Source organism: Variovorax sp. 770b2 (assembly GCF_900115685.1).
Taxonomy (GTDB): Bacteria; Pseudomonadota; Gammaproteobacteria; order Burkholderiales; family Burkholderiaceae_C; genus Variovorax.
In genome coordinates, this window is the sequence record NZ_FOXJ01000001.1 from 1,858,547 (window position 1) to 1,872,399 (window position 13,853).

Annotated in this window: 14 protein-coding genes; 4 read left to right on the forward strand and 10 right to left on the reverse strand. The window is 69.6% G+C overall.

The window, feature by feature from the left end:
* The first annotated feature begins 60 nt into the window (after positions 1-60).
* The 3 genes from BM133_RS08430 to BM133_RS08440 all read left to right on the forward strand — a co-directional run bounded on the left by BM133_RS08430 (position 61) and on the right by BM133_RS08440 (position 2,433).
* Complete coding sequence (locus tag BM133_RS08430; RefSeq protein WP_093432956.1) at positions 61-378, forward strand: helix-turn-helix domain-containing protein; 318 nt, start codon at positions 61-63, stop codon at positions 376-378.
* The gene (locus BM133_RS08435) at positions 375-1,667 is read left to right on the forward strand and encodes a type II toxin-antitoxin system HipA family toxin (protein ID WP_093432958.1); all 1,293 of its coding nucleotides are present in this window, start codon (positions 375-377) and stop codon (positions 1,665-1,667) included. The genes BM133_RS08430 and BM133_RS08435 overlap by 4 nt, the downstream gene beginning before the upstream one ends.
* Positions 1,668-1,740: 73 nt before the next feature.
* A complete protein-coding gene (locus BM133_RS08440) occupies positions 1,741-2,433 on the forward strand; it encodes a P-loop NTPase family protein (protein WP_093432960.1) in 693 nt (230 codons plus the stop codon).
* A gap of 40 nt (positions 2,434-2,473) precedes the next feature.
* Here BM133_RS08440 and fabG read toward each other — a convergent pair whose 3' ends face one another.
* Genes fabG through BM133_RS08490 form a run of 10 tightly spaced genes read right to left on the reverse strand, consistent with a single transcriptional unit; the run spans position 2,474 to position 11,972 of the window.
* On the reverse strand, positions 2,474-3,205 hold the full coding sequence (gene fabG, locus BM133_RS08445) for a 3-oxoacyl-ACP reductase FabG (RefSeq protein ID WP_093432962.1): 732 nt from the start codon (positions 3,203-3,205) through the stop codon (positions 2,474-2,476).
* Positions 3,202-3,672, reverse strand: a complete 471-nt coding sequence (locus tag BM133_RS08450) for a hotdog family protein (protein ID WP_093432964.1) — start codon at positions 3,670-3,672, stop codon at positions 3,202-3,204. The genes fabG and BM133_RS08450 overlap by 4 nt, the downstream gene beginning before the upstream one ends.
* On the reverse strand, positions 3,669-4,433 hold the full coding sequence (locus BM133_RS08455) for a class I SAM-dependent methyltransferase (protein WP_371286312.1): 765 nt from the start codon (positions 4,431-4,433) through the stop codon (positions 3,669-3,671). Before BM133_RS08455 ends, BM133_RS08450 begins: the two co-directional genes overlap by 4 nt.
* Complete coding sequence (locus BM133_RS08460; RefSeq protein ID WP_093432966.1) at positions 4,430-5,269, reverse strand: polysaccharide deacetylase family protein; 840 nt, start codon at positions 5,267-5,269, stop codon at positions 4,430-4,432. The genes BM133_RS08455 and BM133_RS08460 overlap by 4 nt, the downstream gene beginning before the upstream one ends.
* Entirely contained in the window at positions 5,269-7,680 is a 2,412-nt protein-coding gene (locus BM133_RS08465) for an MMPL family transporter (RefSeq protein WP_256219095.1), read from the reverse strand. The genes BM133_RS08460 and BM133_RS08465 overlap by 1 nt, the downstream gene beginning before the upstream one ends.
* A complete protein-coding gene (locus tag BM133_RS08470) occupies positions 7,677-8,321 on the reverse strand; it encodes an outer membrane lipoprotein carrier protein LolA (RefSeq protein ID WP_256219096.1) in 645 nt (214 codons plus the stop codon). Before BM133_RS08470 ends, BM133_RS08465 begins: the two co-directional genes overlap by 4 nt.
* Entirely contained in the window at positions 8,293-9,288 is a 996-nt protein-coding gene (locus tag BM133_RS08475) for an acyl-CoA synthetase (RefSeq protein WP_093432970.1), read from the reverse strand. Before BM133_RS08475 ends, BM133_RS08470 begins: the two co-directional genes overlap by 29 nt.
* Positions 9,285-10,997, reverse strand: a complete 1,713-nt coding sequence (locus BM133_RS08480) for an ApeI family dehydratase (RefSeq protein WP_093432972.1) — start codon at positions 10,995-10,997, stop codon at positions 9,285-9,287. Before BM133_RS08480 ends, BM133_RS08475 begins: the two co-directional genes overlap by 4 nt.
* Positions 10,998-11,013: 16 nt before the next feature.
* On the reverse strand, positions 11,014-11,658 hold the full coding sequence (locus tag BM133_RS08485) for a COG4648 family protein (protein ID WP_093432973.1): 645 nt from the start codon (positions 11,656-11,658) through the stop codon (positions 11,014-11,016).
* Between the two features lie 2 nt (positions 11,659-11,660).
* The gene (locus BM133_RS08490) at positions 11,661-11,972 is read right to left on the reverse strand and encodes a phosphopantetheine-binding protein (protein WP_042578247.1); all 312 of its coding nucleotides are present in this window, start codon (positions 11,970-11,972) and stop codon (positions 11,661-11,663) included.
* A 364-nt stretch (positions 11,973-12,336) separates the two neighbouring features.
* Between BM133_RS08490 and BM133_RS08495 the strand changes: the two genes are divergently transcribed.
* Complete coding sequence (locus tag BM133_RS08495; protein WP_093432975.1) at positions 12,337-13,851, forward strand: helicase HerA-like C-terminal domain-containing protein; 1,515 nt, start codon at positions 12,337-12,339, stop codon at positions 13,849-13,851.
* Positions 13,852-13,853 lie beyond the last annotated feature (2 nt).

Below are 13,853 nucleotides of genomic sequence, written 5' to 3' on the forward strand. Positions count from 1 at the left end.
GATGGCGTGGCTCCAGAGGAAATATATTTCCCCAAATTCCATTTACGGTAATATGTTTCCGTGACCAAGCAGGAACTCATCACCACCCTCGCCGCGCGGCGCGACGCCGCGGGCCTCTCGACCGCGGAGATTGCGCTGCGCTCGGGGCTGACCGAGCGCTCGGTGCGCAATGCCCTGAGCCTCCAAGGCAATCCGCAGATGTCGTCGCTGCTGGCGCTGGTCGATGCGCTCGGGCTGGAGCTGCAACTGGCGCCCAAGGGCTTCGGCGAAAGCACGGGCACCGATCCCGGCTACCGCCCGGTCACCACGCGCGTGGGCCATGCCGTCGCGCAGGCACCCGCGCCGCCGCCCTACGCCAACAAGCGCCGCACGCCATGAACGTCAAGATCCTGGAGATCTCGCTGGGCACGCGGCGCTTCGGCAAGCTGTTCCAGTACGCAGACCTGTGCCGCTTCGTGGCGGAGCCCGAACTGATCGCCGCGCCGCCGCCGGAGGTGTTGTCCCTCTCGATGGTGGCGAGCGACCCCGCCACGCAAGCCGCCCTCTGGAGCGATGTGAAGAACCCGCTCTTCAACGCCCAGGGCGGACAGCTCCCCCGCTTCTTCCAGAACCTGCTGCCCGAAGGCGTGCTGCGCAGCCACATCGCGCAGTTGCGCGGTTGCCGCGAGAACGATCATTTCGAGTTGCTCGCGGCCTGCGGCGGCGACCTGCCCGGCGCGGTGAGCGCCAAACCGGTGTCGGTGGACCGCAGCACGCTGCAGCGGCTCATCACGCAAGACCAGGACGCGCTGGAGATGTCGGTGGTCGAGTTGCCGATGCCGCAGGGCATCTCGGTGTCGGGCGTGCAGCCCAAGCTGGGCCTGCGCCGCCAGGGCGGGCGCTACGTGGCGCGCACGCGGGCCGGCGCGAGCACCCGCGTGATCGCCAAGCTGCCCGTGGCCGGGCGGCCGCACATGCCGCAGCTTGAGATGCTCTCGCTGCGGATGGCGGGTGCCGCGGGCGTCCAGGTGTGCGACGCCGAACTCGCGCCACTCTCGGCCATCAAGGCCGAACACAGCTACGCCTTGCCCGACGAGCCCGACTTCCTGGCCGTCACGCGCTTCGATCGCGACGGCGCGCGCCGCATCCATTTCGAAGATTTTGCGCAAGTGCTCGCCGTGGACCCGATGCACAAGTACAGCGCGAGCTACCTGGACATGGCGCTGGCGATGCAGGCCTTTCCCTCGCTGGGCGAGGACGCGGTGCTCGAGCTCGTGCGGCGCCTCGCGGTGAACGACCTGCTCGGCAACCCCGACGCCCACCTGAAGAACTTCGGCGTGCTGTACATCGATGGCATTGCACCCCGCCTGGCGCCGGCCTACGACATCGTCGCGTATGCGGCGATCCAGGGCGTCGACGGCCATGCGCTTCCCCTCCTGCCGACGAACACCGCAACGCCCAGGCGCACCGCCCTCTTCACCCCCGCCAACGTGCGCGCCTTCTGCTTCTCGACCGGGCTGCACGAGCCGCTGGTGCGCCGCGTGGTCGCCGACACGGCGCGGCTCGCGCGCAGCCTCTGGCCCGGGATGATCGACGCCTCGACGCTGCCCGCGCCATGGAAAAAACGGCTGCAGCAACGCTTGCAGGCACACCCCTTGCTGCAAGGCATGGCCAGGCGCGGCAAATAGGCCAACCGAAAAACGCGACCCCTAGAATGATTCAGCCCTTCACCCCTCAACCCATTCGAGGCAGCAGCAACTCATGAGCTCCATCAATTTCATCGGCGGCGAAAAAGGCGGTGTCGGCAAGTCGGTCACGGCGCGCGTGCTGGCGCAGTACTTCATCGACCGCAGCCGCCCTTTCACGGGCTTCGACACCGACCGCTCGCACAGCTCGTTCACCCGCTTCTACGAAGGCTTTGCCTCGCCCGTCGTGGTCGACAGCTACGAAGGACTCGACACGGTCGTGAACGGCTTCGAGAGCAACCCGAAGCAGAGCGTGATCGTCGACCTCGCGGCCCAGACACTGGCGCCGCTGTCGCGCTGGATCAAGGAGTCGGACCTCTTCGACGTGTTCGCCGAGATCGGCGTGACCGTCAATTTCTGGCACGTGCTGGACGACGGCAAGGACTCCACAGACCTGCTGGGCACGTTGATCGACACCTTCGGCAACCGGCCCAACTACATCGTGGTGCAGAACTACGGGCGCGGCAGCGACTTCGGCATGCTGCTGGCGTCGCAGTCGCTCTCCAAGGCGAACGCGAACGGCGCGCGTGTCATTGCCCTGCCGCGTTTGCATGAAGCCAGCATGCGCAAGATCGATGCACAGAACACGAGCTTCTGGAAGGCTGTGAACGATCGCGAAGGAGTCCACGCGCTGGGGCTGCTGGAGCGCCAGCGGGTGAAGTCGTGGCTGGCGACGGCCTACGCAGCGTTCGACACGCTGCCGCTGTAAGCCCTGCCGGGCATCCTGTGCAGAGCGCCCGGCGGCAGGTTCAGATCATCCCGCCGTTGATCGAGATCACCTGCCCCGTGATGTAGGCCGCTTCGTCGCTGGCCAGGAACGAAGCCAGCGCGGCCACCTCCTGGGGCGTCCCTGCCCGCTTCACCGGCACCATCTGGTTGATGACCGCGGGATCGAACACGGCGTCCGCCATCGGCGAGGCGATGATCCCCGGCGCAATGGCATTGACCGTCACGCCGCGCGACGCCACCTCGAGCGAGAGCGCCTTGGTCGCGCTGTTGAGCGCGCCCTTGGCCGCGGCGTAGTTGACTTGGCCCCGGTTGCCGGTGATCGCCGACACCGAGGAGATGTTCAGGATGCGTCCCCAGCGCGTGCGCATCATCGGCAGCAGCAGAGGCTGCGTCACGCGGAAGAAGCCGTTGAGCGACACGTCGATCACCTTGTGCCATTGATCGGCGCGCATGCCCGGCAGCACCGCGTCGTCGTGCACGCCAGCGTTGTTGACCAGGATCTGGACCGGCCCGCCTTCCAGGATGCGCGCGCACGCGGCGGCCGAGGCCTCGTCGCTGCGCAGGTCGAACACATGGCATTCCGCCTTGCCGCCCGCCGCCGCGATCGAAGCCGCCAGCTGCTCGACCGCTTCCGGTCGCGAATTCGCGTGCAGCAGCACCGTCGCGCCGTCGCGCGCAAACCGCTCGGCCATGGCGGCACCGAGTGCGCCGCTGGCGCCCGTGATCAGCGCACGTTTTCCTTCGAGACTCATGATCCCCTGCTTTCTGTTGCCAGCGGCGTGTTCAGGACCACCACGGCCCGGCCCTCGGCGAGCGTGCGGCCGTCGTGGGCGTTCACCGCGAATTCATAGAGGATCTGCCGCTCGTCGCCCGACAGGCGCCTGGCCTGCACGTGCAAGGCGCCTTCGATGTCGTCCAGCCGCGCGACGGCCAGCCGCACGTTGCGCGCACTCGCCAGAAAGCCAGCCGACGGCGTGCCGCCCTCGGTGGCCAGCAATCCGCCATGCAGCGCCATGGCCTGCGCCGCGTATTCGATGGCGTTCGGCGCGAGCAATCCGCCGGCGGTGCGCAGCGGGTTGTCCACCAGCCTGTGGGTCGTCGTGCTGCAGCGGATCACTTCCGCGTCCCACCCGTCGAGCCGCTCCAGCAGGCACATGCTGCCGCTGTGTGGAATGCGCTCGGCGATGCCCGCGCGGTCGAGCGTCTGCGGCGCCGTCAAGCGGCGGCCTCCAGGTCGACCACCAGCAGCACGTTGGCGAAGGGCGTGCCTTCGCTCATCGGAATGCCCTGCACGCGGAAACCCAGGCGCTGCAGCAGCGCCGTCCATTCGGCCAGCGGACGGCCCCAGGTCGGCGAGACCTTGTGGCCGCGGATGCGCGTGACCGTGCGGTCGACCCATTGGCTGATCGCGAAACCACGGCGGCTCGACGCATCGCCCACGCGCAGCAGCAAGCGGGCTTTCGGGTTGCCGCCGCGCCGGAGCGCATCGCGCACCCGCGTCAACACGCCCTCTTGCGCCGCGAGGTCCACGTAGTGCAGCACGTCGAGGATCACGACCAGGTCGCAGTCGGGCAAGGCGGCCGAGCACATGTCGGCGCACACCAGGCGCGGTGTCGGCTGCAGATGACCCACCGACGCCTCGGCGCGCGCCACGTCCTTGGGCATCAGTTCGATGCCGGTGTAGTCCGCAGCGGCCGGCGTGCTCGGCCACGAGGTCGGCCAGCGCCCCTGCTGCTGCATCGTGCTCATCGACGCCAGCAGGCTCACGAAGAGGCCCTGTCCGCAGCCGATGTCGACCACGCGGCGATGCTGCGCATCGATCAGCCCGCGCTCGAGCAACCCGCGAAACACCGGATCGCGCCCCAGCTTGCCACGCGCGAACTGCCAGGCGAAGGTGCCGCCCTTCTTGTAGGGAACGGTCGCGGCTTCGTGCAGCTCGCGCCACGCGTTGTCCGTGGACGACAACATCGCGGCACTCACGACTTCAGCCCTTCGGGCAGGGTCACGGCGCGCAATCCATCGGCGCGCAGGCGTTCGAGCAACAAGGGCAATACCTCCAGCAAAACGGGTTTTCCTTCAGCGGTGCGCGCGGCGTTGCCGTCGTGAAGCAGCAGGATGTCGCGGGCCTGCAGGTGGCGGGCGAGGCGCGCCATCACCTTGGCGGGGTCGCCTTCGCGGGTGTCGAAACCGCGGCGCGTCCAGCTCACGAGCGAGAGGCCCAGGCGGTGCAGCACGGGTTCGAGAAACGGATTGCGCAGCCCGGCTGGCGCGCGGAAACAGGTCGGGCGCTGGCCGGTGGCCTCGGCGAGGATGTCCTGCGCCCGTGCGATCTCGCTGGCGAAGCCGCGCGGCCCCAGGAACGAAAAGTTGTGCCGGTGCTGCGCCGTGTGGTTCTGGATGCTGTGGCCGCGCGCCACGATCTCGCGCGCCAGTTCCGGATGCGCGAGCACGCGCTCGGCGATGCAGAAGAAGGTGGCACGCTGGCCATGTGCATCGAGCAGGTCGAGCACGCGGGGCGTGACTTCGGGCTCAGGGCCGTCGTCGATGGTGATCGCCACTTCGCGGCGGGCGGCCGCCGCTTCGGGCAGCCGCGTGACGTTGGGGCCCAGCAGGTTGCTGCGCGGCGTGAGCCCGGCACCGGTGATCAGCGCGTGATTGAGCACGATCGCGCCGATGGCCCACGGCCACGCGCCCGGCACCAGCACGCCCGCGCCGATGGCCGCCACATGCCAGGCCGCGCTGGCGCGCATGGCCGGCGGCCAGGGCCAGGATTCGGGGGTGGCGGTTGCGGAAGACATGGCGGCGGATTTTCCCATCAGGTGCGCCGTGCGGGCGAAGCGGGCGTGGGCGCCACGTGCCGGGCGAAGGCCGCCGACAGCAGCAGTGCCAGCAACGCGCCCGGCGCGACCACGCGACCGATCGACGACAACGCCGGGATGTCCGATATCGCAATCAAGCCGAACGACACCACCGTCGTCAAGTTGGCCAGCATCAACGAAGCCAGCGTGTCTTCGTCCGCCCGCCCTGTCGTACGCAGCTGGTCGAAGAACAGCGCGTAGTTCGAGCCCACCGCCACGATCAGCAGCAGCCCCACCAGGTGCAGGATGCCGAGCGCGGCCTGCGCAAGCGCCATGCCGCCCAGCGTGAGCATCACCGCGAACACCAGCGGCTGGCATACGGCCAGCAGCCGGCGCCACGAGCGCAGGTAGATGCCCAGCAGCACCACCACCGCCAGCGCGCCGAGCAGCACCTGCACGAAGGCCTCGTGCAGATAGCGCTGGTACAGGCTCGCGAGTTCGCGGCCGACGTCGACCACCTGGACGTCGGTCGTGCCCGCCAGCGCGGCTTCGAGCCGGCCCTGGTCGAATTTCGGGCCGGGATGCAGCACGAGCAGCGTCGCCCATCCGCCGCCCGGGCGCTGGTACATCAGCGTGTTCAGCACGGAGCCGAGCGGTCCGCCGGCCAGGTCGGCGCGCTGCACGGGCGCGAGCTTGCGCGCCGCCTCGACATCGGCCAGGAAAGGCCCGAGCCGCGAGGCCGGCAGCGGCAGGCCCTTCGTGGCCTCGGCCAGGCTGGCCTGCAGCGTGGCCGCATCCGGCAGGCTCGCGATGCGCGCGCTCTGCGCGGCCGCGCTGGGCAGCACGCGCGTGACGGCCTCGTAGCCGCCGAGCTCGGCCGTGTCGACCAGCGCGTCGAGCTTTGCTGCCGCCGCTTCGGTGTTGCGCAGCGCCGCCTGCTCGTCGTCGCCGTAGGCCACCACCAGCACGCCGCCGTCGCTCGCGCCGATGTCGTTGCGCAGCATCTCGTCCAGTTGCTGGGCCGACTTGGGCACCGGGCTCATCGCGCCCAGGTCGGCGCGCCACAGGTGACCGCCCTGCCACAGCACCAGCCCCAGCGCGGCCACGCCGAGCGCGGCCAGCGGCCAGCGCAGGCGCGGCAGGCCGCGCACCAGCATGCCGGCGACCTGCGCCATGTACCTGCGCATGCCCATGCCGGTCGCGCCGTCGGGCGCGAGCATCGGCAGCACGTAGCGAGTGGCCAGCGCGGCGGCGATCAGGCCGGCAATGGAGAACACGCCCAGTTGCGCGAGCCCCGGAAAGCCCGAGAACACCAGCGCCGCGAAGCCGCACACCGAGGTGAGCAGCCCGAGCCGCACGGTGGGCCAGTTCAGGTCGCGCCAGCGCTGCCAGCCGGTGCCGGCCACGGATGCGCCCCGCGCCTGGATCAGGTAGTAGATGGCGTAGTCCACCGTCTCGCCGATCAGCGTGCTGCCGAATCCCAGCGTGAGGCCGTGCACGGAGCCGAACACCAGGCTCACGCTCGCGGTGCCGATCACCACGCCCGTCGCCACCGGCAAGAAGGCGATGAGCAGCGCGCGCGGCGAGGCAAAGGCCAACAGCAGCAGCGCGCCCATCACGATGCCGCCGACGATCGCCAGGTGGATGGCTTCGGTCTTGATCTTGTCGCGGCTCATCACCGAGAACACCGGCGGGCCGCTCAACAGCAGCTTGGGCTTCGCCTCACCCATGTCACGCGTGGCGGCGTCGAACGCGGCGTGCACCTTCGCGATGGCCACGGCCTGCGCGTCCAGGTCGCTGCCGGCGGCGCGCGTGGTGGCGATCATCAGCGCGCGCGGCGCGGTGCGCGACATCCACACGCCGTCTTCGCTGCGCGGCGCGCTCGCGGGCACCAGTTCCATGGCGATGCGCTGCGTCTCGCCGGTCGGGTCGCGGTCCAGGAACGGCTTGATCACGTTGCCGGCCGGCGTGCCGAGCATCGACAGCGTCTCGTTGATTGCGTCGCGCAGGCCCCCGGCGGTGAACTGCCCGGGCGTGACGCCGGGCGACAGCTGGTAGCGGTGCTGGAACACCCAGGTGCCGGCTTCGCTCCAGTCGCCGACGTCGCCGTTCTGGATCAGGTCGAAGAGCCGGCTCTCGCGCATGGTCTTGCCCACCGCGCGCGACACCGTGGCGCGCTGCTCGGCGCTGCCGCCTTCGAAGCCCAGCATCAGGGTGCGCGAGGCGACGCCGCTTTGCAGCTGCTCGATCAGCACGCGCTGGCGCAGGTCGGGGCTCTTGGGCAGGAACGCCGAGAGATCGGCGCCGATCTGCGTGCGCGCGATGACCACCGCGCCGCACACCAGCACCAGCAGCCATGCCAGCAGCACGACCGCCCTGCGCCGCCAGCTCGGCGGGCCGCCCGCCTCTGGCGCCGTCACGGCAGTCACGGGGTGGTGCGTCCGGCCGCGCCGGACGGAGCAGCGGCGGCGGGCGCGGGCGCCGGCGCGTTCGGCGAGATGTTCATGACCGACCGGTCACCGCCGACGAACTCCATCTCCAGCCCCAGCACGTCGCTCGCGCGGCCGCTGATGCGGATGCTGCGCACCTGCGCGGCCAGCCGGCTGTCCATGGGTGCGAGGTCGAGCGTCCATTGGCCCGGCGCGCCCGTCACCGTGCTCTTGAAGTAGCGCTGCAGCGTCGCGCCGTCGCCGCTCAGCGTGCCGCGCATGGCTTCCACCAGGCCGAGCAGCTCGGGCATGCTGTCCAGCGCCAGCGTGCGGTTGCGGCCGCCGCGCGAGAGCGTGAGCGTGTTGCCGTCGACGGCCATGGTCTCGATGCGCGGCGACAGCGTGCGGCGCACGAGCTTGTCGGGGGCATCGAAGCTCAGCGTGCCGCTCGCATCGAGCGGGCCTTCCAGGCCATGCACGAAGCGCTGTTCGGTGAAGCGGGCCTCGCCGCTCTTCTGTTTGGCCAGGAGGCCCATCAGCTCGGGCAGGTCGAACGCCCACGCCGGCGCGGCGCAGAAAGCCACCGCGAGTACGAACACCTTGCAAAGCCGGTCAAGCCGCATCTTCGAGCCAGAAATCATGAAAGTTGAACCAGTTGTACGGATAAGCGCGGCACAGCGCCTCCAGGCGTGCGACGTAGGCCTCGACGGCGGCACGGATGCGCCGCTCGCGGTCCGCGGCGTCGGCGGCCGGCTCTGCGAAGTCGGCCAGCGGATCGAACCGGACATCGTAGCGGGCACCGCCGCCATAGAGGCCGGCCATGAAGAACACCTTGCGGCGCAGCAGCGCCGCGAGCCGGAACGGCCCGTCGTTGAAGGTGGCGGGCTGCCCGAGGAACGGCAGCACGATGTTGTTGCCGCGGTGGTGCGAGGGCTGCTCTTCGCTGCCCGGCAGCGTGCGGTCGGCCAGCATGCCGCCCAGGCCCCCGCCGTCGAGCCAGTCGCGCAGCGCGAGCATCGAATGCGGCCGGCCGAGCGAGATCACGTGGGGCCGCATCTGGGGCACCGCGATGTTGTTGAGGATGGCGGTGATGCGCTGCGCGTTGTCCGGGTACATCAGCATCGCCAGACGCAGGTCGTGCTGTTGGGTCTGGTGCTTGCAGGCCCCCATGACCTCGAAGCTGCCCACGTGCGCGCCGAGCAGGAAAGCCCCCCGCCCTTCGGCCGCCTCGGTTTCCAGCGGAACGTTGCCTTCGATCGTCAGCTTGAAGAGATCCATGCGCCCGCGCAGGAAGTACACGCGGTCCAGGACCGTCGACGAAAACGCGTGCAGCAGCCGGTAGCCGTCGACCCAGCCGGCGTGCGGGCCGATGGCCCGGAACAGGTAGCGCTTGATCTGCCGGCGCGGCACGGGCGCGAACAGCAGGAAGTACAGGCTGATCGGCGGCAGCAGCAGGCGTGTGACATGGCGCCCGCACACCAGGGCCATGAAGCAGATGAAGCGCAGCGCCAGCATGTTGCTGCGCTCGGGCGCCTGGGTCCAGCCGCTCTTCTGCGCGGTCTGGGCGGCCTCGTTGACGGCGCGCGTTTCAGCGTCGGTGTGCTTCATGACGCGGACTCTTGCACGGCCGTCCAGCGGCCGCTGACAGCCACCACGCCGTCGCAGCGCACGTCGAAGCGCACGCCGCGGCCGGCACCGGCTTCCGGATGCAGTTCGATGCAGAGCGTGCTCCCGGGCCGCACGGGCGCAAGGAACTTGGCCGCCGCGAGCGTCGGCGTCGTCCCCAGGCGCGCGACCAGCGCCGGCACACGCTGGATGGCCTCCATGACCTCGGCCAGCACCAGCGCGCCCGGCAGCAGCGGCTGGCCGGGGAAATGGCCGGCGAAAGAAGGATGGTCGACGGGCACCGTGTGGCCGATCTTCACCGGCGTGTCGTCTTCCGCGAGTTGCGCCAGCGCGAATTCGCGCAGCGCCCGCACGGTGAGCTTGCCGGTGCCTTCGCGCGGAAAAGACTTCACCTGCACTACCCGGCGCGGCACGAACACCGGCTCCAGGCGTTGGCGCAGCGCCGCGACGATCGCGCCCGCCGCCAGCGTGGGCGCGACCACGAAGGCCACCGGCCGCACCACGCCGTCGGCCACTTCGTCGGGCAGCCAGAAGGCGCCGTCGTCGACGCCGGGAATGCTGTTCAGGTGGTAGTTCAGGTGGGCCAGCGAACTGCGCCGGCCGGCCACGTGGATCAGGTCGTTCGCGCGGCCGAACAGGCGAAAGCGCCGGTCGTCCAGCAGCTCGAGCACGTCGGCCATCGGCGTCGGTTCGGGCAGGAAGTCGCCCTCGAAGATGAAGCGCTCGGGCCCATCGGCCTCGCCCGGCTCCGCGTGCACGCGGATCTGGCCGAAGTTTTCCCAGATTTCGCTGTCGGTCGTGCGGCGCGTGGCGACCTGGCCCGACTCGGTGCTGCCGTAGATTTCGAGCAGCACCGCGCCCATGGCCTCTTCGGCCTGCAGCGCAAGTTGCGGCGACAGCGGCGCTGTGGCCGAGAGGATCAGGTCCACGGGCGGCAGCGCGATGCCCGAGAGCAGCAGCGTCTTCAGATGGAACGGCGTGGTCACCAGCGCGCGCGGGCGCGGCACCGAGGCCAGCGTCTGCGCCACGTCGGCCGGAAAGAACGGCCGCCCGCTTTCGAAAGCGGCGCCGCCCAGCATCGCCAGCAGCACCGACGATTCGAGCCCGTAGCTGTGCTGCACCGGCACGGTCGCAACCAGCGTCAGGCCTTCGAGCGTGGGGCGCTCCAGCACGCGGCAGAGTCGCTCGACGGCGACGGCCACGTCGCCCACCAGCGTGCGCCAGGTCTTGGCATGCGGCTGCGGCGCGCCGGTGGAGCCCGAGGTGAGCAGGCTGGCTGCGTGCATCGCGCCGTCGAACGCGGGCACGGTCGCGCTCGCATCGCCTTCGAGGCTGGAGCGGTCTTCGATCAGCACGCGCTGCATGCCGGGCGTCTGCAGCTTCGTGTCGTCGGTGAGCGCGAACAGGCCGGTGCCATGGCTTTCGACCAGCCGCGCCAGCGTGTCGGCTCGCGCATCGGGCGGCAGGAGGCTTGCATGGCCGCGCACCAGCGCGGCGCCCAGGCTCACGGCGAAGGCGTAGCGGTCGATGCACAGGTTGACCGCGGGACCTTCGGCCGGCAGCACCGGCGCGAAGCGGGCCACGTCGGCCAGGAACTGGCGGGTGCTCACGGGCACGCCGGCGCGCCAGGCCAGGGGAGCGTCGGGGTCGCGGTCCGCGAGCAGGGGCAGGAAGTGGGTGTCTGTCGTCACGCGGGCTGCGCCTGTGTCACCGGGGGCCGGCGCCGTTGTCGACCGACGAGGTGCCGTAGAAGGCGCGCACCGCATCGACCAGGCGCGTGCGCTCGAATTCGGGGTGCAGCCTGTAGCGCACCAGGTGCTCGCCCACGAAAAGCAGGGCCACCGACACCGGCGACAGCACATTGGCCAGCAGCGACCAGGCCGAGAACGGCATCGTCAGGTAGACCACGATCGACGACACGACCACCACCGCGAAATACACGGTCCAGACCTGCGTGAGGTGGGTCGTATAGGACAGCATGTGCCCCTTGAGCGGGTGCACGCGCTGCGCGAACTGCGTGATCAGCGGCAGCCCGCGGCCGCGCAGCGTGGAGGCGAACCAGCCGCACAGCGCGCCGTTGATGCCCACGTGCTGCAGCACATAGAGGCGGTTCGGATCGCCCGCCTCACCCAGGAAGACGAGCGCGAAGCCGCCGATGCCCAGCGCCGCCGCGGCGGCAAAGCCCCAGCGGCCGAACCAGCTTGCGGCAAAGCCCATGGCCGCAAGCCAGAGCGGGCCGAGCAACACCACCACCGCCCACGGCTCGGTGGCGTGGAACAGGGTCATCCAGTGAGAGAGGCCGGCATAGGCCACTCCCACCAGCAGCAGGAGCGCCAGTCGCCATCGTGACATCGTCAGGAAGCGCTGCGATGCTGGGCGACGTGGGTCGCGAGCGTGCGCAGCGACTGGAAGATTTGCTGGTTGCGCTCGTCGTCCGAGCGCAGCTGGAAGCCGTAGCGCCGCGAGACTTCGAGCGCGACTTCGAGGATGTCGATGGAGTCAAGCCCCAAACCTTCGCCGTACAGCGGATCGGTGGGGACGATGTCCTCGGGTGCAACCTCGAGGTTGAGGGCGTTCACGAGCAGTACGGCGAGTTCTTTTTCGATCGGCGACTGTTCTGACGCATCGCCAGTGGCGGGAATGGGGGGCTGAGCAGTCGATGACAAAAAAACCTCCTGAAAACTTTTTCCTGAACCTTCGTGCGGCCGTGGATTATAGGAGTGCTGCTTGGGGCCTGTTCACCCTGTGCAAGGGGGTCGCGTTGCTTCGCAAAGGGGCTGGCTGCAAGGCGCCCGCGCACAGCAAGGCTGGTGCCTTGCAAGCGTGGGCAACGCCGCAGACGGCCCCTTTGCGAAGCAACCCGGAGGGAAGCTCGCCACAGCCCGCCCCTGGGCGTTGCGTTCCTTGTGCGTGCGGACGCACGCACGGCGTCACGCGCCTTGATGGGCGGGCTGTGGCGAGCAACGCGACCCCCTTGCACAGGGTGGACAGGCCCTAGACTACCCGCTTCGATACGACCCGGAGCCCTCCATGGCAGACCCCCTTCTGATCGCCCGCCACGACAGCATCGAGTGCGCCCTCCTCCCCAGCCTCGCCAACCGCCATGGCCTGATCACCGGGGCCACCGGCACGGGCAAGACGGTCACCCTGCAGACCATCGCCGAGAAGCTCTCCAGCATCGGCGTGCCGGTGTTCATGGCCGACGTGAAGGGCGACCTCACCGGCATCAGCCAGAAAGGCGCCGTCGGCGACAAGCTGGCCGCCACGCTGAAAGAACGCGGCATCGACGTGCCCGAGCCCTCCGCCTGCCCCGTGACGCTGTGGGACGTGTTCGGCGAACAGGGCCACCCGGTGCGGGCCACCGTCTCCGACATGGGCCCGCTGCTCCTGGGCCGCATGCTCGACGTGAACGAAACCCAGGCGGGCGTGCTGAACCTGGTGTTCAAGATCGCCGACGACAACGGCATGCTGCTGCTCGACCTGAAGGACCTGCGCGCCATGCTGCAGTACGTGGGCGAAAACGCGAGCCAGTTCACCACGCAGTACGGCAACATCAGCGCCGCCAGCGTGGGCGCCATCCAGCGCGGCCTGCTGCAGATCGAGACCCAGGGCGGCGACAAGTTCTTCGGCGAACCGATGCTCAACATCGCCGACTTCATGCAGACGGTGGGCGGCAAGGGCGTGGTCAACGTGCTGGCGGCCGACAAGCTGATGAACTCGCCGCGCCTGTACGCGACCTTTCTCTTGTGGATGCTGTCGGAGCTGTTCGAGCAATTGCCCGAAATCGGCGACCCCGACCAGCCCAAGCTGGCCTTCTTCTTCGACGAGGCCCACCTGCTGTTCAACGAGGCGCCCAAGGCGCTGGTGGAGCGCATCGAACTGGTGGTGCGGCTCGTGCGCTCCAAGGGCGTGGGCGTGTATTTCGTCACCCAGAACCCGCTGGACATTCCCGACACGGTGCTGGCGCAGCTCGGCAACCGCGTGCAGCACGCGCTGCGCGCCTTCACCCCGCGCGACCAGAAGGCCGTGAAGGCGGCAGCCACCACCATGCGCCAGAAGCCCGGCCTGGACATCGAGACGGCCATCACCGAGCTCGCGGTCGGCGAGGCGCTGGTGAGCTTCCTCGACGAGAAGGGCCGCCCGAGCGTGACCGAGCGCGTGTTCGTGCTGCCGCCGGGCAGCCAGCTCGGCCCGATCACGCCCGACCAGCGCAAGGCATTGATCGCCAACTCGCTCGTCGCCGGCGTGTACGAGAAGACGGTGGACCGCGAATCGGCCTACGAAAAGCTCAAGGGCCGCGCCGAGTCCGCGCCTGACGCGTCTGCGGCCAAGGCGCAGGTGGGCAAGGCGGCCGAAGAGTCCGGCTCCGGCATGGGCGGCATGCTCAACGACATGATCTTCGGCAGCACGGGCCCGCGCGGCGGCAAGCGCGACGGCCTGGTGCAGACCATGGCCAAGTCGGCGGTGCGCACCATGGGCACCTCGGTGGGCAAGGAGATCTTGCGCGGCGTGCTCGGCGGGATCTTCGGTTCCAAGAAGCGCTGAGG